Origin of the sequence: Pseudomonas sp. xss_2, from assembly GCF_043104195.1 — a bacterium.
GTDB classification, from domain to species: Bacteria; Pseudomonadota; Gammaproteobacteria; order Pseudomonadales; family Pseudomonadaceae; genus Aquipseudomonas; species Aquipseudomonas urmiensis.
The window spans coordinates 336,421-358,019 of record NZ_JBICKL010000077.1 but is presented as its reverse complement, the minus strand read 5'-3'; the positions used below and the strand labels follow the sequence as shown (position 1 = coordinate 358,019).

17 protein-coding genes are annotated in these 21,599 nt (G+C 62.9%); 11 read left to right on the top strand and 6 right to left on the bottom strand.

The features are described from left to right. Nucleotides 1-175 precede the first annotated feature (175 nt). The 6 genes from ACF8K2_RS20275 to ACF8K2_RS20250 all read left to right on the top strand — a co-directional run bounded on the left by ACF8K2_RS20275 (nt 176) and on the right by ACF8K2_RS20250 (nt 11,309). Nucleotides 176-1,465, top strand: coding sequence for a serine/threonine transporter (locus tag ACF8K2_RS20275; protein ID WP_392467243.1), 1,290 nt, complete (start codon nt 176-178; stop codon nt 1,463-1,465). A 132-nt stretch (nt 1,466-1,597) separates the two neighbouring features. Next, a complete protein-coding gene (gene tpx / locus ACF8K2_RS20270) occupies nt 1,598-2,098 on the top strand; it encodes a thiol peroxidase (protein WP_264232576.1) in 501 nt (166 codons plus the stop codon). A gap of 247 nt (nt 2,099-2,345) precedes the next feature. After that, nucleotides 2,346-3,614, top strand: coding sequence for an MdtA/MuxA family multidrug efflux RND transporter periplasmic adaptor subunit (locus ACF8K2_RS20265; protein ID WP_312152614.1), 1,269 nt, complete (start codon nt 2,346-2,348; stop codon nt 3,612-3,614). After that, nucleotides 3,611-6,709 (top strand): MdtB/MuxB family multidrug efflux RND transporter permease subunit, encoded by a 3,099-nt coding sequence (locus ACF8K2_RS20260; protein ID WP_392467240.1) that lies wholly within the window; start codon nt 3,611-3,613, stop codon nt 6,707-6,709. The genes ACF8K2_RS20265 and ACF8K2_RS20260 overlap by 4 nt, the downstream gene beginning before the upstream one ends. Then, nucleotides 6,706-9,813, top strand: coding sequence for an efflux RND transporter permease subunit (locus tag ACF8K2_RS20255; protein ID WP_392467238.1), 3,108 nt, complete (start codon nt 6,706-6,708; stop codon nt 9,811-9,813). Before ACF8K2_RS20260 ends, ACF8K2_RS20255 begins: the two co-directional genes overlap by 4 nt. Further along, nucleotides 9,810-11,309 (top strand): efflux transporter outer membrane subunit, encoded by a 1,500-nt coding sequence (locus tag ACF8K2_RS20250; RefSeq protein WP_392467236.1) that lies wholly within the window; start codon nt 9,810-9,812, stop codon nt 11,307-11,309. The genes ACF8K2_RS20255 and ACF8K2_RS20250 overlap by 4 nt, the downstream gene beginning before the upstream one ends. 33 nt (nt 11,310-11,342) lie before the next feature. Here ACF8K2_RS20250 and ACF8K2_RS20245 read toward each other — a convergent pair whose 3' ends face one another. Together ACF8K2_RS20245 and ACF8K2_RS20240 are read right to left on the bottom strand one after the other, a co-directional pair. Beyond that, complete coding sequence (locus ACF8K2_RS20245; RefSeq protein WP_392467268.1) at nt 11,343-12,611, bottom strand: ATP-binding protein; 1,269 nt, start codon at nt 12,609-12,611, stop codon at nt 11,343-11,345. A gap of 62 nt (nt 12,612-12,673) precedes the next feature. Further along, nucleotides 12,674-13,384, bottom strand: coding sequence for a response regulator (locus ACF8K2_RS20240; RefSeq protein WP_186557093.1), 711 nt, complete (start codon nt 13,382-13,384; stop codon nt 12,674-12,676). Between the two features lie 166 nt (nt 13,385-13,550). Between ACF8K2_RS20240 and ACF8K2_RS20235 the strand changes: the two genes are divergently transcribed. From ACF8K2_RS20235 to ACF8K2_RS20225, 3 genes are all read left to right on the top strand, one after another. Further along, entirely contained in the window at nt 13,551-13,856 is a 306-nt protein-coding gene (locus tag ACF8K2_RS20235; RefSeq protein WP_186557094.1) for a hypothetical protein, read from the top strand. 28 nt (nt 13,857-13,884) lie between these two features. Next, entirely contained in the window at nt 13,885-14,553 is a 669-nt protein-coding gene (locus ACF8K2_RS20230; protein ID WP_186557096.1) for a DUF3313 domain-containing protein, read from the top strand. Between the two features lie 148 nt (nt 14,554-14,701). Further along, nucleotides 14,702-16,789, top strand: a complete 2,088-nt coding sequence (locus ACF8K2_RS20225; protein ID WP_217838527.1) for a bifunctional diguanylate cyclase/phosphodiesterase — start codon at nt 14,702-14,704, stop codon at nt 16,787-16,789. Here the strand turns inward: ACF8K2_RS20225 and ACF8K2_RS20220 are convergent. Further along, complete coding sequence (locus ACF8K2_RS20220) at nt 16,786-17,046, bottom strand: DUF1652 domain-containing protein (protein WP_186554305.1); 261 nt, start codon at nt 17,044-17,046, stop codon at nt 16,786-16,788. The two genes, ACF8K2_RS20225 and ACF8K2_RS20220, sit on opposite strands and share 4 nt — an antisense overlap. A 272-nt stretch (nt 17,047-17,318) precedes the next feature. Then, nucleotides 17,319-17,972: a DUF1345 domain-containing protein gene (locus tag ACF8K2_RS20215; protein ID WP_392467231.1), complete on the bottom strand. Its 654-nt coding sequence runs from the start codon at nt 17,970-17,972 to the stop codon at nt 17,319-17,321. 178 nt (nt 17,973-18,150) lie between these two features. On the opposite strand from ACF8K2_RS20215, the gene xerC reads away from it, so the two are divergent. Then, nucleotides 18,151-19,065: a tyrosine recombinase XerC gene (xerC, locus tag ACF8K2_RS20210; RefSeq protein WP_264232584.1), complete on the top strand. Its 915-nt coding sequence runs from the start codon at nt 18,151-18,153 to the stop codon at nt 19,063-19,065. A 9-nt stretch (nt 19,066-19,074) separates the two neighbouring features. Here the strand turns inward: xerC and ACF8K2_RS20205 are convergent, their stop codons facing one another. Together ACF8K2_RS20205 and gspG are read right to left on the bottom strand one after the other, a co-directional pair. Continuing rightward, the gene (locus ACF8K2_RS20205; RefSeq protein WP_392467229.1) at nt 19,075-20,265 is read right to left on the bottom strand and encodes a type II secretion system F family protein; all 1,191 of its coding nucleotides are present in this window, start codon (nt 20,263-20,265) and stop codon (nt 19,075-19,077) included. 11 nt (nt 20,266-20,276) lie between these two features. Next, nucleotides 20,277-20,702, bottom strand: a complete 426-nt coding sequence (gene gspG / locus ACF8K2_RS20200; protein ID WP_186554309.1) for a type II secretion system major pseudopilin GspG — start codon at nt 20,700-20,702, stop codon at nt 20,277-20,279. A 185-nt stretch (nt 20,703-20,887) separates the two neighbouring features. Between gspG and ACF8K2_RS20195 the strand changes: the two genes are divergently transcribed. Next, a complete protein-coding gene (locus tag ACF8K2_RS20195; RefSeq protein WP_392467227.1) occupies nt 20,888-21,514 on the top strand; it encodes a lytic transglycosylase domain-containing protein in 627 nt (208 codons plus the stop codon). Nucleotides 21,515-21,599: the final 85 nt, after the last annotated feature.

The following is a 21,599-nucleotide window of genomic DNA, read 5'->3' as shown; positions in this document are numbered from 1 at the left end:
GAAACTGCAAGTCTCCTATTCGTACACGTAAAAGGTGCAACCGTCCCTCGGACGGGGCTTCGCAAGTGCAACCTTTCAGTGCACAATCGCGCCCCTCTTTTCGGTTGAGGTGTGCGATCCCTCTGTTTCGCCACTCTCAGCCTGTTGCAGTCTTGCGAGTGGAGTTGCACCCGGAATGAATGAGCAGGCCCAAGGCGTTGAACAACGCTTCGAACAATCGTCCCCCGCCGTCCTCGACAGCTGGTCGCGTCAAGACACTACCTGGATGCTGGGCCTGTTTGGCACGGCTATCGGCGCCGGAACCCTGTTCCTGCCGATCAACGCAGGCCTGGGCGGATTCTGGCCGCTGCTGATCCTGGCGATCCTCGCATTCCCCATGACTTATTACGCACACCGCGGCCTGACTCGCTTTGTCCTGTCCGGGCGCAGCGGCGACATCACCGAGGTGGTCGAAGAGCATTTCGGCATCAAGGCCGGTGCACTGATCACCATCCTGTACTTCTTTGCCATCTTCCCGATCCTGCTGATCTACAGCGTGGCGTTGACCAACACGGTCACCAGCTTCATGCAGCACCAGCTGCACATAACCCCACCACCGCGCGCGCTGCTGTCGTTCGTGCTGATCCTCGGCCTGCTGGCGATCGTGCGCTGCGGCGAGCAGGCCACGGTCAAGGTCATGAGCCTGTTGGTCTACCCATTCATCGTTGCCCTGGCGCTGCTGGCGCTGTACCTAGTGCCGCACTGGAGTGGTGGCATCCTCGACACCGCCATGCAGGTGCCGTCCGGCTCGGCCTTCCTGCACACCGTGTGGCTGGCGATTCCGGTGATGGTGTTCTCCTTCAACCACTCGCCGATCATCTCGGCGTTCGCCGTCGACCAGAAGCGTCGCTATGGCGAGCATGCCGATCAGCGCAGCGGGCAGATCCTCTCGCGCGCCCACCTGCTGATGGTGGCCATGGTGCTGTTCTTCGTGTTCAGCTGCGTACTGACCCTGGACAGCGCTCAACTGGCTGAAGCCAAGGCGCAGAACCTGTCGATTCTGTCGTACCTGGCCAACCACTTCAGCAATCCGACTATCGCTTTTGCAGCGCCATTGATTGCCTTCATTGCCATCGCCAAGTCGTTCCTGGGTCACTACATTGGCGCCAGCGAAGGCCTCAAAGGCATCATCACCAAGGCCGGCCTGCGTCCAGGCGCCAAAGCCCTGGACCGCATGGTCGCCGCGCTGATGCTGGTGGTGTGCTGGATCGTCGCCACGCTCAACCCGAGCATCCTGGGCATGATCGAATCGCTCGGCGGGCCGATCATCGCCGTGCTGCTGTTCCTGATGCCGATGTACGCCATTCGCAAAGTGCCGTCGATGCGCAAGTACAGTGGCGCGGTGTCCAATGTGTTCGTGGTGGTGGTGGGTCTGGTCGCCATTACCTCGGTGGTCTACTCGCTGGTAGACAGCCTGCTGGGTTGATCGCGTTATTGTTGTAAGAAATGTCCGGGTCGGCTGTCGCCAACCGGACATTTTTATGTGCGGCCATAGGCTTGGGCGCAGCTTCATGCTTAACTCAGTGTCCTTTCCAAACCCCGTATAAGGATTACGTTCATGGCTCAAGTGACCCTCAAAGGCAACCCGGTTCAGGTCAAAGGTGTCCTGCCGAAGGCTGGCGCCCAGGCTCCGGCCTTCTCGCTGGTTGGTGCGGACCTGTCTGACCAGTCGCTGAAGGACTTCGCCGGCAAGCGCAAGGTGCTGAACATCTTCCCGAGCGTCGATACCCCCACTTGCGCCACCTCGGTACGCAAGTTCAACGCCCAGGCCAATGACCTGGCCAACACCGTAGTGCTGTGCGTGTCGGCTGACCTGCCGTTCGCCCAAGCGCGTTTCTGCGGCGCCGAAGGCCTGGAAAACGTCAAGAACCTGTCGACCCTGCGTGGTCGTGAGTTCCTCGAAAACTACGGCGTGGCCATTGCTGACGGCCCGCTGGCTGGCCTGGCTGCCCGCGCAGTAGTGGTGCTGGACGAAAACGATAAAGTCCTGCACAGCGAACTGGTTGGCGAGATCGCTGAAGAGCCGAACTACGAGGCAGCGCTGGCTGTCCTGAAGTAATCGCGGATCTGAAGGGCGACTTAGCCCCTGTAGGAGCTGGCTTGCCTGCGATGGGCCGCACAGCGGCCCCAACAGCAACACCCTGAAACGGCCTGGAACGATTTCCAGGCCGTTTTCATTTAAAGTTCATCGTTTTAGCAACGTCAGCCAAAGGTAAATGCCTGGTAAAGCCGCTTTGCTAAACCGGTCTCAATGCTTATCGTTCACCCTCCCACGTCGCCGTTTCCGAACAAGGTTCGTTCAACCCATGCAAGCTTCCGTCTCCCGCTCCCCTCGTCGCTGGCTCATCGGCCTGCTGATCCTGCTACTGGTGGCCTTGTTGGCCTGGTGGCTGTGGCCCGCTGCGTCGACCTCCAAGGAACCGGCCGGGCGCATGGGGAAAAATGGCCGCCCAGGCTTTGGTGGCTCGACCGAGGCGGTGCCGGTGCGAGTCGAACCGGTGCAGGTCGGCGATTTCCCGCTGTATTACAAGGCGTTGGGTACGGTCACGGCGAACAACACGGTCAATGTGCGCAGCCGCGTTGCCGGTGAGCTGGTCAAGATCCACTTCAAGGAAGGCCAGCAGGTCAAAGCAGGCGATCTGCTCGCCGAGATCGATCCGCGCAGCTACCGCATCGCCTTGCAACAGGCCGAAGGCACGCTGGCGCAAAACCAGGCGCAGCTGAACAATGCCCTGGTCGATGTAGCGCGCTATAAAGGCCTGTACGCCGAAGACAGCATTGCCAAGCAAACTCTGGACACCGCCCAAGCGCAGGTGGCGCAGTTCCAGGGCTTGGTCAAGACCAACCAGGCAGCGGTAAGCGATGCCCGGCTGAACCTCGAATTCACCCAGATCCGCGCACCGATCAACGGGCGCTTGGGCCTGCGTCAGCTCGACCTGGGCAACCTGGTTGCCGCTAACGACACCACCGCGCTGGTGGTCATCACCCAGACCGAGCCGATCAGCGTCGCCTTCACCCTGCCGGAAACCGAGCTGAGCACCGTGCTCGAGCGCTATCGCAGCGGCGCGGCGTTGCCGGTCGAGGCCTGGGACCGTGGCGACAGCAAGTTGCAGGCCACCGGTGTGCTCGGCAGCCTGGATAACCAGATCGACACCACCACTGGCACCCTCAAATTCAAGGGCCGCTTCGAAAACAAGGACCAGGCCCTGTTCCCCAACCAGTTCGTCAACGTGCGCCTGCTCGCCGACACCCTCAAGCAAGTGGTGATGGCTCCGGCCGCGGCGATCCAGTTCGGTAACGAAGGCACTTTCGCCTACGTGGTCAACGCGCAGAACACCATCAATGTGCGCAAGCTCAAGGTCGGTGCCAGCGATGGCGAACGCAGTGTGATCCTCGAAGGCCTGGCTGCCGGTGATCGATTGGTGCTGGAAGGCACCGACCGCCTACGCGAAGGCAGCAAGGTCGAAGTGGTCGAAGACAGCTCGCAAGTGCCGACCACCCCCGGTCAGCATTTGCAGGGCCAGGACGCCAATGGCGCGATCGAGGCCGGTAAGTCGGACAAGGCGGGCGCATGAACCTCTCGCGCCTGTTCATCCTGCGGCCGGTCGCCACCACGCTGAGCATGCTGGCCATCGTCCTGGCCGGCCTGATCGCCTACAAGCTGCTGCCAGTCGCGGCCTTGCCCCAGGTCGACTACCCGACAATCCGGGTCATGACCTTGTATCCCGGTGCCAGTCCGCAGGTGATGACCAGCGCGGTCACCGCGCCGCTTGAGCGCCAGTTCGGCCAGATGCCAGGCCTGACCCAGATGGCCTCGACCAGTTCCGGCGGCGCCTCGGTGTTGACCCTGCGCTTTAGCCTGGACATGAACATGGACGTCGCCGAGCAGCAGGTGCAGGCTGCGATCAACGCCGCCAGCAATCTGTTGCCCAGCGACCTGCCGGCCCCCCCGGTGTACAACAAGGTCAACCCGGCCGATACCCCGGTGCTGACCCTGGCCATCTCGTCCAAGACCATGCCGCTGCCCAAGCTCAACGACCTGGTCGATACCCGGGTGGCGCAAAAGCTCGCCCAGATCAGCGGCGTGGGCATGGTCAGCATCGCTGGCGGCCAGCGCCAGGCAGTGCGGATCAAGGTCAACGTCGACGCCCTGGCCGCCAACGGCCTCAACCTGGATGACGTGCGCACCTTGATCGGCGCCTCCAACGTCAACCAGCCCAAGGGCAACTTCGACGGCCCGACCCGGGTGTCGATGCTCGATGCCAACGACCAGCTGCGCTCGCCCGAGGAATATGCCAACCTCATCCTCGCCTACACCAATGGCGCGCCGCTGCGCCTGAAGGACGTCGCCGAAATCGTCGATGGCGCCGAAAACGAGCGCCTGGCGGCCTGGGCAAACGAGAGCCAGGCGGTGCTGCTCAATATCCAGCGCCAGCCGGGGGCCAACGTCATTGAAGTGGTCGATCGGATCAAGGATTTGCTGCCATCGATCACCGACAACCTGCCGGCCGGCCTGGATGTGATGGTACTCACCGACCGCACCCAGACCATCCGCGCCGCCGTTACCGATGTGCAGCACGAGCTGCTGATCGCCATCGTCCTGGTGGTGATGGTTACCTTCGTGTTCCTGCGCCGCTTCAGTGCGACCATCATTCCCTCGATTGCCGTGCCGCTGTCGTTGATCGGCACCTTCGGTGTGATGTACCTGGCGGGCTTTTCCATCAACAACCTGACTCTGATGGCCCTGACCATCGCCACCGGCTTCGTGGTGGACGATGCCATCGTCATGCTGGAGAACATCTCCCGGCACATCGAGGAGGGCGAGACGCCGATGCAGGCGGCGCTCAAGGGCGCGCGGCAGATTGGCTTTACCCTGATCTCGCTGACCTTCTCGTTGATTGCCGTACTGATCCCGCTGCTGTTCATGGCCGACGTGGTCGGCCGGCTGTTCCGTGAGTTCGCCATCACCTTGGCCGTGGCCATCCTGATTTCCCTGGTGGTGTCGCTGACCTTGACCCCGATGATGTGCGCGCGCTTGCTCAAGCGCGAGCCCAAGGAGCAAGAGCAGAGCCGCTTCTATCGTGCCAGCGGCGCGTGGATCGACTGGCTGATCGAGCACTATGGGCGGGGCCTGCAGTGGGTCCTCAAGCACCAGCCGCTGACGTTGCTGGTGGCGGTCGGCAGCCTGGTGCTGACCGTGTTCCTCTACATGATCGTGCCCAAGGGCTTCTTCCCGGTGCAGGACACCGGGGTGATCCAGGGCATCTCCGAAGCGCCGCAATCGACCTCGTTCGCCGCCATGAGCGAGCGCCAGCAGGCGCTGAGCAAGGTCATTCTGCAAGACCCTTCGGTGCTGAGCCTGTCCTCGTATATCGGCGTCGATGGCGACAACGCCACGCTCAACAGTGGCCGCCTGCTGATCAACCTCAAGCCCCACGGCGAGCGCGACGTCACTGCCAGCCAGGTGATCGATCGACTGCAACCGCAGGTCGACAAGCTGGTGGGTATTCGCTTGTTCATGCAGCCAGTGCAGGATTTGAGCATCGAAGATCGGGTCAGTCGCACCCAGTATCAGTTCAGTCTGTCCTCACCAGACGCAGACATGCTTGCGCAGTGGAGCGGCAAGCTGGTCCAGGCCCTGCAACAGCGCGCCGAACTGCGCGATGTCGCCAGCGACCTGCAAGACAAGGGCCTACAGGTCTACCTGGTGATCGATCGCGACATGGCCAGCCGCCTGGGCATCAACGTGGCGCAGATCACCAATGCCTTGTACGACGCCTTCGGCCAACGCCAGATATCCACCATCTATACCCAGGCCAGCCAGTACCGCGTGGTGCTGCAGTCGCAGGCTGCGGCCAGCATCGGCCCGGCAGCGTTGGAGTCGATCCACGTCAAGGCCAGCGACGGTGGCCAGGTGCGCCTCTCGGCCCTGGCGCGTATCGAGCAGCGCCAGGCGCAGCTGGCGATCTCGCACATTGGCCAGTTCCCGGCGGTGATGATGTCGTTCAACCTGGCACCAGGCGTGGCCTTGGGCGAGGCAGTCCAGGCCATCGAGCAGGTGCAGCAGGACATCGGCATGCCCATTGGCGTACAGACCCGTTTCCAAGGCGCCGCCGAAGCCTTCCAGGCTTCGCTGTCGAGCACCTTGCTGTTGATCCTGGCGGCGGTGGTGACCATGTACATCGTGCTTGGCGTGCTCTACGAGAGCTACATCCATCCGGTGACTATCCTCTCGACCTTGCCGTCGGCAGCGGTCGGCGCGTTGCTGGCGTTGATCCTCAGCGGTAATGACCTGGGCATGATCGCGATCATCGGCATCATCCTGCTGATCGGTATCGTCAAGAAGAACGCCATCATGATGATCGACTTCGCCCTGGAGGCCGAGCGCAATCAAGGCATGGCGCCGCAAGAGGCGATCTACCAGGCCGCGCTGCTGCGCTTCCGACCGATCCTGATGACCACCCTGGCCGCGTTGTTTGGCGCGGTGCCGTTGATGCTCGCCACCGGCTCCGGTGCCGAGCTGCGTCAGCCGCTGGGCCTGGTGATGGTCGGCGGGTTGCTGGTCAGCCAGGTGCTGACCCTGTTCACCACGCCGGTCATCTACCTGTACTTCGACCGCCTGGCGCGCCGCTGGCGTCCGGCTGCTGACGCCAAGCAGGCCGAGGCATGAATCTCTCCGGTCCTTTCATCCGCCGGCCAGTGGCGACCATGCTGCTGAGCCTGGCGATCATGCTGCTCGGTGGGGTCAGCTTCGGCTTGCTACCGGTGGCGCCGCTGCCGCAGATGGACTTCCCAGTGATCGTGGTGTCGGCCAACCTGTCGGGCGCAAGCCCCGAGGTGATGGCTTCCACCGTAGCCACGCCACTGGAGCGCAAGCTCGGTGCCATCGCCGGGGTCACCACCCTGACCAGTAGCTCCAACCAGGGCTCGACCCGGGTGATCATCGGTTTCGAGCAAGGCCGCGATATCGATGGCGCGGCACGCGAGGTGCAGGCGGCGATCAACGCCACCCGCAACCTGCTGCCAAGCGGCATGCGCAGCATGCCCACCTACAAGAAGATCAACCCATCGCAGGCGCCGATCATGGTCCTGTCGTTGACCTCCGACGTCTTGCAGAAGGGCCAGCTGTATGACCTGGCCGACACCATCCTGTCGCAAAGCCTGGCCCAGGTCAGCGGGGTAGGGGAAGTGCAGATCGGCGGCAGCTCGCTGCCGGCGGTGCGCATCTCGCTGGAGCCACAGCTACTCAACCAATACGCGCTGTCGCTCGATGAAGTGCGCACGGCGGTGGCCAACGCCAACCAGCGCCGGCCGATGGGCTTTGTCGAAGACGCCGAGCGCAATTGGCAGGTGCGCGCCAATGACCAGTTGGAGAAAGCCAAGGACTACGCGCCGCTGGTGATTCGCCAGAGCGATGGCTCGATCCTGCGCTTGTCTGATGTGGCGACCATCACCGACAGCGTCGAGAACCGTTACAACAGCGGCTTCTTCAACGACCAGAGCGCGGTGTTGCTGGTGATCAACCGGCAGAACAACGCCAACATCATCGAAACCGTCGAGCAGATCAAGGCGCAGTTGCCGGCCCTGGAATCGCTGCTGCCGGCCAGCGTCAAGCTGAACATCGCCATGGACCGCTCGCCGGTGATCAAGGCGACCCTCAAGGAAGCCGAGCACACCTTGTTGATCGCGGTGGTGCTGGTGATCCTGGTGGTGTACCTGTTCCTCGGCAACCTGCGCGCCTCGCTGATCCCAAGCCTGGCGGTGCCGGTGTCGTTGGTCGGCACGTTCGCGGTCATGTACCTGTGCGGGTTTTCCCTGAACAACCTGTCGCTGATGGCGCTGATTCTGGCCACCGGCCTGGTGGTGGACGATGCCATCGTGGTGCTGGAGAACATCTCCCGGCATATCGAGAACGGCGAGCCACCGATGCGCGCGGCGTTCCTCGGCGCCAAGGAAGTGGGCTTCACCCTGCTGTCGATGAACGTCTCGCTGGTGGCGGTGTTCGTCTCGATCCTGTTCATGGGCGGTATCGTGCGCAGCCTGTTCCAGGAGTTTTCCATCACCCTGGCCGCAGCGATCATCGTCTCGCTGGTGGTATCGCTGACCCTCACGCCGATGCTCTGCGCGCGCTGGTTGCGCCCGCACCAGCAGGAGCAGAACCGCTTGCAACGCTGGAGCGACAAGGTTCACCAGCGCATGGTCGCCGGTTACGACCGCAGCCTGGGTTGGGTCTTGCGTCATCGCCGCCTGACCCTGCTCAGCTTGTTGGTGACCATCGGGGTCAACGTCGCCCTGTACGTAGTGGTGCCCAAGACCCTGATGCCGCAGCAGGACACCGGCCAGCTGATGGGCTTCATCCGCGGCGACGACGGTTTGTCGTTCACCGTGATGCAGCCGAAGATGGAGGTCTACCGCCGCGCGCTGCTCGCAGACCCGGCCGTGCAGAGCGTGGCCGGCTTCATTGGTGGCAATAGCGGCACCAACAACGCCATGGTCCTGGTACGTCTCAAGCCGATTGCCGAACGCAAGCTCAACGCCCAGCAGGTGATCGAGCGCCTGCGCAAGGAAATGCCCAAAGTGCCAGGCGGGCGGCTTTACCTGATGGCCGACCAGGACTTGCAATTGGGCGGCGGCGGGCGCGACCAGACCACCTCGCAGTACCTGTATACCCTGCAAAGTGGTGACCTGGCGGCATTGCGCGAGTGGTTCCCGAAAGTCACCGCGGCCTTGCGCGCACTGCCTGAGCTGACCGCCATCGACGCCCGTGATGGCGCCGGCACCCAGCAAGTGACCCTGGTCGTCGACCGCGATCAGGCCAAGCGCCTGGGCATCGACATGGAAATGGTCACCAGCGTGCTCAACAACGCCTACAGCCAGCGGCAGATATCGACCATCTACGACAGCCTCAACCAGTACCAGGTCGTGCTGGAGATCAACCCCAAGTATGCCTGGGACCCGAGCACCCTGGAGCAAGTCCAGGTGATCACCGCGGACGGCGCACGCGTGCCGCTGTCGGCCTTCGCCCGCTACGAGAACAGCCTGGCCAATGACCGCGTCAGCCACGAGGGCCAGTTCGCCGCCGAAGACATCGCCTTCGACGTTGCCGAAGGCTACAGCCCCGACCAGGCGATGGCCGCGGTGGAGAGGGCAGTGGCCAAGCTTGGTCTGCCCGAGGAAGTGATCGCCAAGCTCGGAGGCACCGCCGATGCCTTTACCAAGACCCAGGAAGGCCAGCCGCTGATGATCCTTGGCGCGCTGGTGCTGGTTTACCTGGTGCTGGGCATTCTCTACGAGAGCTACATCCACCCGCTGACCATTCTTTCGACCTTGCCTTCGGCCGGCGTCGGCGCGTTGTTGGCGTTGTACGTCACCAGTGGCGAGTTCAGCCTGATCTCGCTGCTTGGCCTGTTCCTGTTGATCGGCGTGGTGAAGAAGAACGCCATCCTGATGATCGACCTGGCCCTGCAATTGGAGCGTCAGCAAGGCATGAGCCCGGAGGAGTCGATCCGCCGCGCGTGCCTGCTGCGTCTGCGGCCGATCCTGATGACCACCATCGCCGCCATTCTCGGCGCGCTGCCGTTGATGCTCAGCAGCGCCGAAGGTGCCGAGATGCGCCAGCCATTGGGCCTGACCATCATTGGCGGTCTGGTGTTCAGCCAGGTCCTGACCCTTTACACAACGCCGGTGGTCTACCTCTACCTCGACCGCCTGCGTCACCGATTCAACCGTTGGCGCGGCGTGCGCACCGACGCCGCTCTGGATACCCCGCTATGAACTTTGCCCAGACCCCACTTCACCGTGCCCTGCAGCAGCTGGGCCGTGGCCGCGGCTCGCGACTGCTCGGCGCCAGCCTGTGCGCATTGATGCTCAGTGCCTGTACCTTGAGCCCCGACTACCATCGGCCGGAGCTGGCCACGCCTGCGCAATTCAAGCAGGCCGAAGGCTGGACCCAGGCCAATCCCTCCGACGCCATTGCCCGTGGCGCCTGGTGGGAGCTGTATGGCGATGCCGGGCTCAATGCCCTGGTCGAAGAACTCAACCGCAGCAACCAGACCGTTGCCCAGTACGAGGCCCAGTACCGCCAGGCGACCGCACTGATTCGCAGCAGCCGCGCTTCGCTGTTCCCCAGCCTCGATCTGTCGGCCGGCAAGACCCGTTCGGCGCAAGGTACCGGCAGTAGCAGCTCAAGCCTGTCGAACAACAGCAGCGGCATCCGCAATACCTACAACGCCCAGCTCGGCGTCAGTTGGGAGATCGACCTGTGGGGCAAACTGCGCGAGACGCTCAATGCCAACGAAGCCAGCGCGCAAGCCAGCTTTGCCGACTTGGCGGCGATTCGCCTGAGCTTGCAGTCGGAACTGGTGCAGAACTACCTGCAACTGCGCGTTATCGATGAGCAGAAGCGCTTGTTGGAGGCCACCGTGGCTGCCTATGAGCGTTCGCTGAAAATGACCGAGAACCAGTACCGCGCCGGTGTTTCCGGCCCGGATGCGGTGGCCCAGGCGCGCACCCAGCTCAAAAGCACCCAGGCCGACCTGATCGACCTGATCTGGCAGCGCGCGCAGTACGAGAACGCCATTGCCGTGCTGATGGGCAAGGCCCCGGCCGATTTCGCCTTGGCTGACAGCAAGTCGATTCCGGCCTTGCCGCAGATTCCCGTTTCGTTGCCCTCGCAGCTCTTGGAACGGCGCCCTGATATCGCCTCGGCTGAGCGCAACGTAATGGCGGCCAACGCCAATATCGGCGTGGCGCGTGCGGCGTACTTCCCAGACCTGAGCCTGAGCATGAGCGGCGGCTATTCGAGCAGCAGCTTCAGCAACTGGATCGAGCTGCCCAACCGCTATTGGTCGGTGGGGCCATCGCTGGCCATGACCTTGTTCGATGCCGGTAAGCGCAGCGCCGAGGTCGATCGCACCGTCGCGGTGTATGACCAGACCGTGGCGCAGTATCGCCAGACCGTGCTCGACGGCTTCAAGGAGGTCGAGAACTACCTGGTCCAGCTCAAGGTCTACGGCGACGAGGCGGTGGTACGCCAGGAGGCGCTGGACGCTGCCCGTGAGTCGCTGCGCCTGACCGAGAACCAGTATCGCGCTGGGTTGATTGGCTATCTGGATGTGGTCAATGTGCAGACCACTGCCCTGAGTAACGAGCGCAGTGTGTTGACCCTGTTGCAAGGGCGGCTGGTGGCCAGTGTGCAGTTGATTGCCGCGCTGGGTGGCGGTTGGGATGCCGAGCACGCCTTCGCCGAGGCTGAGCGCGCCCAGGACTGATGAGGTAGCGGTTGCTGGCCCTGCAGATTTGCTTCAGCTACGCCCCGGCAGCTCAACCTGCGCAAGCAGCCCTGAGCCGCTGCCATTGCGCAGGGTCAGCTCGCCGCCTTGCTCACGCACGATCGCCCGCGCTGCCGACAGGCCCAGGCCCACCCCGCCGGTGTCGCGGTTACGCGAGCCCTCAAGGCGAAAGAACGGATCGAACACGCGCTGCAGGGCGGGTTCGGGAATCCCCGGCCCTTGGTCGCTAACCTCGATGCGCACGGCTTGCTCGTCACTGCTCAGGTCAATGCGCGGCTGTCGGCCATACTTCACCGCATTGTCCAGCAGGTTGACGATCACACGCTTGATGCTCAGCGGCCGCCCGTCATACACCAGGTGCGCGGGGCCGGCGAAGTCGACGGCAATGCCCTGGTCGCGGTAGTCGTCGATGATGGTTTGCAGCAGCTCCGACAGATCGAACGCGGTGCTCTGCTCCAGCGCGGTGTCTTCGCGGAAAAACGCCAGGGCGGCGTTGATCATCGACTGCATTTCTTCGACATCGCGAATCAGTTTGCGCTGGTGATCGAGGTCTTCCATGAACTCGCTGCGCAAGCGCATCCGCGTCAACGGCGCACGCAGGTCGTGGGAGATGGCTGCGAGCATGTGAGTGCGCTCAGCGATGAAATGCTGAATCTGCGCCTGCATGGTGTTGAAGGCGATGATCGCCTGGCGGATTTCGTGGGGGCCTTCAAGTTTGATCGGTGGCGCGCTTAAATCACCTCCAAAGCGCCGGGCCGCACCGGCAAAGCGCTGCAGGGGCTTGGCCAGTTGGTGGGTGGCGATCCAGGCGACCAGCAAGGTGGCGATCAGCCCCAGGGCGATGATCACGCCAATACGGGCCGGCAAGTTCAAACCCCAGCTGCGCTCAGGTGGCACGAACGACAGCCAGCTGCCATCGCCGAACTCGATCAGCACGGCATACCGCGCCTGGACGCTGCCGCTGGGCCAGTCACTGGGCCGGTAGACTTCGATTTCCCGCTGATTGCCGAGCAATTGGCGCAGCACGGGCACTTTGCCGGGGTCGACCTGCGCGCCACCCGGCGGCAAATCGAATGCGCGGCGCTCGGCTTGCCATTGCACCTGCAGCATGGGGCTGCTGGCGGCATTGGCCAACTGCGGGCGCAGGGGCGCCGGGGCGGCTTCGATCACCCGCGCGGTGGCGGCAATCTGGTCCAGCAAACCTGTGCGGTCGATCGGCGGCCGCGCCCAGATGCCTGCCACCTGCACGAACAAGGCATTGAGGGCCAACGAGATCAGCATCGCCAGCAGGATAGTCAGGGCAATGCGCCGGTTGAGGGTATCGCGGCGCCAGCGTGGTGTAGTCACGAGCGGCTGACCTTGGCGGTGAACATGTAGCCGCCATTGCGCACGGTGCGGATCAGGTCCGGACGCTTGCTGTCGGGCTCGATCTTGCGCCGCAGGCGGCTGACCTGCACGTCGATGCTGCGGTCATAAGCGTCGTGGCCTTGGCCGTGGGTGAGGTCGATCAGTTGCTCGCGGGTGAGGATGCGCTGTGGATGCTCGAGAAACACCAGCAACAGATCGAACTCACCGCCAGACAGTGGAATCATCACGTTTTCAGGCGAGCGCAACTCGCGCGCGGTGATGTCCAGGTGCCAACCGGCAAAGCCGATTATCGGCCGTGACGGTTCGCTGTCGGGCACTTGCCGTTCGCCTACCCGGCGCTGCAAGGCGCGCAACCGCGCCAGCAGCTCACGCGGGGCGAACGGCTTGGTCAGGTAATCGTCGGCGCCCAGCTCCAGGCCGACGATGCGGTCGCTCAGTTCGGCCATGGCGGTGAGCATGATGATCGGGATGCCGGTTTGCGCGCGGACTTTCTGGCACAGGCTCAGGCCGCCTTCACCAGGCAGCATCAGGTCGAGAATGATGGTGTCCGGGCGCTGCTGGGCGATCGCCGCCCACATCGCCTCGCCATGCGGGGCGACATCCACCTCATAGGCATGCTGAAGGAAGAACTTCTTCAGCAACGACAGGATTTCCATATCGTCGTCGACGATCAGCAGTCTGCTCACGATCACTCAGGTCCACAGGCGAAAAAAGGGCAACTGTAAAACCATTGCCCGGGTTGGGTCATATATTTCAATCGAGCAACAAAGCGTCAAAGCAGCCATCAAGCGGACATCCTCCAGCAAAACGCGCCGGGCACTCTGCCGGCTTTCCAAGCCAAAGGGGGCGTCCATGAAGGTTTTGCACAGCAAGTATCCCGCACACGACATCGCCCGCTCGTTGATCCTGATGCAGCGCACCACCACCACCGGGCGCGACGAGCCGATCATTTTCCAGCAGTCCTGCCTGGGGCTGGCCCAGGATCAGCACCAAGTAGTGCTGCGCCGCTACGTCGAGCACTACAGCCCGGACAGCGGTCACTGGGTCGAGTACGCCCACGCAGTGCCCACCGCCGAGCTGATCGCCTGGATCATGGCCCATGGGCAACTGCGCATCGCCTGCTCCGAAGGCGCTGAAGGTAGCCAAGTCCATGTATGACCACGTAGTTGTTAAAGGGATTGCCGTGATGCGAAGCAACCGTTCGCTGTCGCTGCTGTTTGCCGCCGTGTTGACCCTGTCGGCCTGTAGCAGCAAAAAGGCGCCCAATGAGATGCACGCCGGGTTTCTCCAGGACTATAGCCTGCTCAGCCAGCGTCAAGCGCCCTCGGGCCAGACGGTGCTGAGTTGGGTCAGCCCTGGCGTGAGCCGGGGGCAGTACACCCAGGTGTACTTTGCCCCCAGCGTGTTTTACCCACGGTTCGAACCGAGCGAGCGGATTCCTGGGGCCACTTTGACTAACGTGCTCGGCTATTACGATGCATCGCTCAAGTACGAGCTGGGCAAAGTCTTGACCGTGGTCGACAAGCCAGGCCCGCATACCTTGGTGGTCAGGCCTGCCATTACCCGGGTTGCGGCCAGTACCCAGGGCCTGCGCTTTTATGAGTGGCTGCCAATTACCTTGGTCGCAGCCGGGGTGAGCACTGCCACCGGGATACGCGATCAGGATAGCGAGATCAGCACTGAGCTTTCATTTGAGGATGGCGCGACCGGGGCGGTGGTGGCCGAGGTGATGAGGATGGGCACCGGGGTGCCGCTGGAGAATGACCGGCAGGTGATGACGGCGGATAACGTCAAGGCTGTGCTCGATGGCTGGGCGTGTGATTTGCGTGAGGCGTATGCGGCGGTCTACAGGTAGTTGCCGGACGAATATAGGGGCGCGCAGCGGCCCCTCTTGCACAGGATTGGATCCGTTCTCATTCGCGAAAACCCGTGCGTTTCGCTAAAGCTTGAGTACAATCATCAGCTTTTTGCGGGCACTCCCACGCCCGCCGCTGGATGTGCCAATGCTGATCGGTAGCTACTCTTCCTCGCTGGTGTTGATCTCGCTGTGCGTCGCCATTCTTGCCTCCTACACCGCCCTTGACCTGACCGGGCGGATCGCCACGGCCAAGGGCCGTGCAGCGCATTTGTGGATGGCTGGCGGGGCGTTGGCCATGGGTATCGGCGTGTGGTCGATGCACTTCATTGGCATGCTCGCCTTCAGCCTGCCGATCGACCTGGGCTACGACTTGCCGCTGACCGCGCTGTCGTTGCTGATCGCGGTGCTGTCGTGTGGCTTTGCCTTATGGCTGGTGAGCCAGCCTAGCCTGCCGTGGCTGCAACTGGGCTTTGGCGCGCTGATCATGGGCAGCGGCATCAGCAGCATGCATTACATGGGCATGGCTGCCCTGCGCATGCAACCGGGCATCGATTACGACCCGACGCTGTTCGGCGCCTCGCTGGCGATCGCAGTCGGCGCTTCGGCCGCGGCGCTGTGGATTGCCTTCCGTCTACGCCAGCACACCCCTTATGTGCGGCAGATCCGCGGCGCGGCGGCAGTGGTGATGGGTATTGCCATCGTGGGCATGCACTACACCGGCATGGCTGCGGCGAACTTCCCCGAGGGCAGCTTCTGCGGCGCGTTGACCACTGGCCTGAGTGGCGACGGCCTGGATTACCTGGTGCTGATCACCACCTTGGCAGTGCTCTCGGTGGCACTGCTGACCTCGGTGCTCGATGCCCGGCTGGAAGCGCGCACCGCAGAGCTTGCGCGGTCGCTGACGTTGGCCAACCAGGAACTTACCCAGTTGGCGCTGCACGATATCCTTACCGGCTTGCCCAACCGCACGCTGCTGGCCGATCGGATCGACCAGGCAATCGGCAAGGTGACCGAGCAGGGCGGTTGTTTCGCGCTGATGTTCATCGACCTGGATGGCTTCAAGCCGGTTAACGATGCGTTTGGCCATCATGTCGGTGATCAGTTGCTCAAGGCTGTCGCCTCGCGCCTGCGTGGTCACTTGCACAGCCAGGACACCCTGGCGCGGATTGGCGGCGATGAGTTCGTCCTGCTGGTCGAGCTGCAAGAGCCGGAGGACGCCATGGATGTAGCGGCCAAGCAAGTCAACCTGGTCTCGCGGCAATTTCGCGTGGCCGAGCACGACCTGCAACTGACCGCGAGCCTGGGCATCGTGCTTTATCCGGGCAACGGCGTCGATCAGCTCGAACTGCTGCGTAACGCCGATGCGGCGATGTACCACGCCAAGAGCGCAGGCAAGAACGGCTACAGCTTCTTCGACGTGTCGATGAACAGCAACGCCCGCCAGCAGCTGCAATTGCTCCAGGACCTGCGCGCAGCGTTGGAGCTTGGCCAGTTCCGCCTGCATTACCAGCCTAAATTCGACGCTACCCTGCGCCAGCCAATTGGTGCCGAGGCGTTGCTGCGTTGGGATCATCCGCAGCAGGGGCTACTGCTGCCGGACCGCTTCATCGGCCTTGCGGAAAAAACCGGGCTGATCATCCCCATCGGTGAATGGGTGCTCGATGAAGCGTGTCGGCAGATGCGCGAGTGGCTGGAGCAGGGGCACCCAGACTGGCGCATGGCGGTCAACCTGTCGGCGATCCAGTTTTGCCACGCAGGCCTGGTGGCCAGTGTTGCCAGCGCCTTGCAGCGCAATCAGCTGCCCGCCAACCGCTTGACCCTGGAGATCACCGAAACCACGGCCATGCACGACGCCGATGCCAGCCTGACCGTGCTGCAGAAGCTGTCCGACATGGGCGTGGACATTTCCATCGACGACTTTGGCACCGGCTATTCGAGCCTGATGTACCTCAAGCGCCTGCCGGCCAACGAACTGAAGATCGATCGCGGATTCGTCCGTGATCTTGAGCACGACAGCGATGACGCCGCGATCGTCTCGGCCATCGTCGCCCTTGGCCAGGCGCTGGGCCTGCGGATCGTTGCCGAGGGGGTCGAGACCGATCGCCAGCAAGACTTTCTCACCCGCTTAGGGTGCGATTCGCTGCAGGGCTACCTGATGGGCAGGCCGGTACCTGCCGAGCAGTTCATGGCAGGGCTGGTGGCATTGCGGGAAAAACAGCAGCAGGTCGGCTAGACCGCGTCGCGCAAGGCGAACGATGGGACGAACGCGGCCATTTCATCCTCTACCGCTTCGATGATCCGTTCGACATCGGCCGCGGCCATGATCGCCGCACAGGGAATGCCGGCGATGGCCAGTACGGTTTCGCCAGTGGCGCGGTCGAACAGGCGGGCGATCATGCTGCGCGGCGCATCCATGCTGGCTTCGAACCCCAAAGGGTGGAAGTGCCAGCGCATCACCTGGCAGGCGTTGGGGAACGTCATCTTGTTCATGCCAGCCTCCTTGTCCTCATCTTGAACGCGGTGATCATGCGGCCACTCATGCGGCCGGTGGGACTGTAACGATAGCACTTGGCTTAGCAGTGTCCCCCAGAAAATATGACAAATGTGCTAATGCATGACGGCGGTCACAGCACCTGCTTGGATGCTCGCTGGCGGCAGTTTGTCAGGCAAACGTTTTCGCTGTGTGCAGGGCCTGGGGCGAGAGGAGGGCTGTGCTGTTTTTCCGCCTGCGCCTGCCCAGCAGTTTCCGACCGACGGTGCAGCTAATTTGCGCCAAGCAGGCCGGCAGCAATGTTGATGGTAAAGCCCAGGATGGCGGTATTGAATACGAAGCCTACCAGTGAGTGGGCTAGCACCACCCGGCGCATGCCTCGGCCGCCGACACCGACATCAGAGGTCTGCACGGCGACGCTGATGGTGAAGGAGAAATAGTGAAAGTCCCAGTAGTCGGGGTTGCGCTCGTTGTCGGCAAAACGCAACAGCGGCTGGTGGCCCTTGTCGGTGTAGAACAAGCGCGCGTAATGCAGGCTGAAGATGCAGCCGATCAGCAGCCATGAGCCCGCCACCGTCAGGCCGGTGTACAGGTAGTGCAAGGCGAGCGCGCTGCCTTGCAGGCCGCGGCTGGACACCAGTTGCAGGGTCACCGCGGCAAGGCTGGCGATAGCCGCGATGCACACGGTGAACAACACCAGCGCTGCGTTCTCATCCTCGACCCGGGCGACCTTGCGCACCGTGTCAGGCGTGGCCCACCAGGTCAGCCAGGCGACCAACAGCAAGTACAGCCAGACGCCCAGGTTCCAGCCCGCGAGAATGTGCTGGGTCAGATCATCTGCTGGGATCAGCCAGGCGCCCACCAGTCCGGCAAGGGCGGCGATGCTCAGGCGTGGGTGGGTACGGGTCAAACGGTGCAAAGCCATGCTGCCTCGGCGCTCAATGGTCATGGCTACCACTCTAGCCCACCCCGGGGCTAGGCCTCAGGTTCGATCAGAGCAGTAGGAATGAGGTACCATCACCGCCTTCACACTGCGCAAAGCCCTTGTATATCAAGGTGATGGCACCGTTTTCGCCTCCGTTTCACGCTACAGGATCCACGTTTTGTCTGATCTCCTGCACAATCCGCTGTTGCAGTATCTGGCGCGCTTGGCGCCATCCAGCCAGTTGACCATGCGTTACATCCTCCAGGATGGCGCCGACCGCCTGGGGTTCGTCGATTGCGATATCGAAGAGGTGCCGTGGCATCGTCTTGAACCTGGCCATGTCATCGCTCTGGTGGCGGCGCTGCGTGCCGATGGCTATGCGCCGAATACCTCGTCGTTGTATGTCAACGCGGTGCGCGGGGTGATGAATGAAGCCTGGCGCCAGGGCCTGATCGACCACGAGCAGTTGCTGCGCATACGCGAGGTCAAGCCAGACAGCGGCAGCCGCTTGCCACCGGGGCGCAATCTGCGCCGTAGCCTGATTCGAGAGCTGATGGACGTCTGCGCCGCCGACCCACGCCCGCAAGGCGTGCGCGATGCGGCGATCATTGCCTTGTTGTATGGCACCGGCATGCGCAAGTCGGAATCGGTCGATGTCGATCTGGCCCAGGTCGACTTCCAGGCCCGCAGCCTGCAAGTGGTGGGCAAGGGCAACCGCCAGTTGGTCAAATATGCACCGGCTTGGGCCTTCGAAAAGCTACAGGCCTGGCTCGACCTGCGCCGTGCGCAGTTAGCGGAAGGTGAGGGCGATGACGGCTTTCTGTTCAATCGGATTCGCCGGGGCAATCACATCACTCGCGCGCGGATCACCAAGCATGCCATCTATTACATCGCTCGCCAGCGTGGCGCCCAGGTCGGGGTGAAGATCATGCCCCATGATTTTCGCCGGGCGTTCATTACCCGGGTGATCGAGGAGCACGACCTGTCGATTGCACAGAAGCTGGCCCACCATGCCAATATCCAGACCACCGCCGCCTATGACCGGCGCGACGACAACGAGCGGCGGCGGGCGGTGGATCGCTTCGATTACTGAGGCTTGCGCTCAATGAATGCTCGAAGCCAGCTCGAAGATCGGCATGTACATCAGGATCACGATCAGGCCGATCAACAGGCCAATGAAGGTCATCAGCAAAGGCTCGAACAGTTTCACGAACCATTCCACCCAGCGACCGACTTCCTGGTCATGAAAGTCGGCGCAGCGCTCGAGCATCTCGCCCAGGTTGCCCGACTGCTCGCCGGCCCTGAGCAGGCGCAGTGACACTGGCGTCACCAAGCCGCCAGCCTCCAGTGCATCGGACAGCGGCAGGCCTTCAGCGACCCGCTGGCTGGCTTGCTCAAGCCCCTGCGCGGTGCCGCTGCCGAGCAGCCCACGGGCCATGCCCATGGCAGTCAGAATGGATATCCCGCCTTGTAGCAAGATCCCCAGCGAGCGGTAGAAACGCGCCAGTTCATACATCAGCAAGCGCTGGTGCAACGCCCCAAAGCGCCGTATTTGCCGCCCCAGCCAGCGCCGTAATGCTGGGTTACGGCGCATCAGCGCCAGCGCCGTCAGCGCGCCAAGCGTGGCCACTGCCAGCGGCAGCATCTGCGCATGCAGGAACAGGCCAATCTGCATCAATACCCGCGACAGCCAGGGCAGTTCAGTGCCCATGCCCTCGAACACCAAACTGAAGCGCGGCACCACATAGCCCAGCAAAAACAGCACCACGCCACCCCCAACCAGCAGCAACAGCAACGGATACACCGAGGCTCCCACCAGTTTCTGCCGGACCAGGTCCAGCCGCTGGCGGTAGCCGATGTAACGGCCCAGGGCATCGCCGAGGGCGCCAGTGCGTTCGCTGGACTGCACCAGCGCCACATACAGGGTTGGAAAAACCTGCGGTTGCTGGCCTAACGCCTGGGACAGCGAGCGGCCTTCATACAGCTGCCGTACCAATTGCTCGAGCACCTTGCGGGACGACCCGCCAGGGGCTTTTTCGGCCAGGCTTTCCAGGGCATCGATCAGCGGCAGGCCGGCATTGAGCAGGGTGCTCAGTTCCTGACTGAACAGCACCAGGTCGAACGCCGGGGCGCGGCGCCAGGGCAGGCCACGCAGACTGCTGGCCTGGCCGCGCAGGCTGACCACCCGCAGGCCTTGCGCCTGGGCCTGGCGGCGCGCCTGCTCGGCATCCTCGGCGTCGATCTGCAGCTCAACGACGCCTTGGCTCCCCAATGCTTTGAGGTGGTAGCGCATAGTCGCTCTCCTTACTGCCAGCTGGTGACTTCGGCGTTTTCCCCATCGCCTCCGGGCTGGCCATCCTTGCCCATCGACAGCAGGTCGTACTCGCCTCCGTTTTCGCCGGGTTGGCGGTAGATATAGGCGCGGCCCCAGGGGTCTTGCGGCACGGCTTTTTGCAGGTATGGGCCCGACCAGCGTGCCTCGCCGCTCGGCGCACTGACCAGGGCCTGCAAGCCTTGCTCGCTATTGGGGTAGTGACCGACTTCCAGGCGATACAGGTCCAGGGCTTTGCTTAGCCCTTCGATCTGAGCGCGGGCCACTTTCGCTTCGGAGCGGCCGAGTTGGCTGAAGTACTTGGGTGCGACGATGCCGGCCAGCAAGCCGAGCACCACCAGCACTACCAACAGTTCAAGCAGGGTGAAGCCTCTCTGGGCGTTGGATCTGCGCTGCATGGTGAAACCCTCCAGTGCGGTTAGGCAGTTCTCGCCAAGCCTTATGCAACTGTCGTGCACGTCTGCCTCGCGGCCTTGCGCCATGGGCCATGGCAAGCGGCACAGTGCTTGCGTGAGAGGTTCAAACCTCGGGTTTTCCGGGGCATATCCCCCACATCGGGGGCCACGACGGGGAGGTGACCGACATGCGTGGAATTATCCTGGGACTGATCTGGCTAGCGGCGAGTGCTGCTCAGGCCGATGTGTATATCTCCATCGATGCCAAGGGCGGCTATGTGTTATCCAACGTGCATCGGCCAGGACGCCACTATGAACGGGTGATCAGCGAAGTCACGGCGCTGTCCGGGCCGGCCAACGCGCAATTGGTCACCGGCCGGCCTTATGCCGACGAGGTTGCCGCCGCCGCGCGTACCCACGACGTGCCTCAGGCTTTGCTGCATGCCTTGATCAAGGCCGAGTCGGGCTACAACCCCAAGGCACGTTCGCCCAGAGGCGCGGTTGGGCTGATGCAACTGATGCCCGATACGGCCAAGGAGATGGGTGTTAAGGATGCGTTGGACCCGGCCGCCAATGTGCAGGGTGGGGCGCGCTACCTCAAGCGCATGCTCAAGTTGTTCGACAATGACATCACCTTGGCGGTGGCCGCTTACAACGCAGGCCCAGATGCCGTGCTGAGCCGTGGCCGGGTAGTACCTCCGTTTGCCGAAACCCGCCGTTATGTGCCTAACGTGCTGCGTGAATACCGAAAGTTGCAGGGTTTGGCTGATGACGCACCGCTAAACGCCCAGATTGGCCGGCAGCAGGGTCTGTAGCGAGACCGGCGCGAAATCAGTCAATTGCCATCATGGTTTCCCCAACACTGGGCTATAACCTCTTACAGGTGCCCAGTTGTGGAGT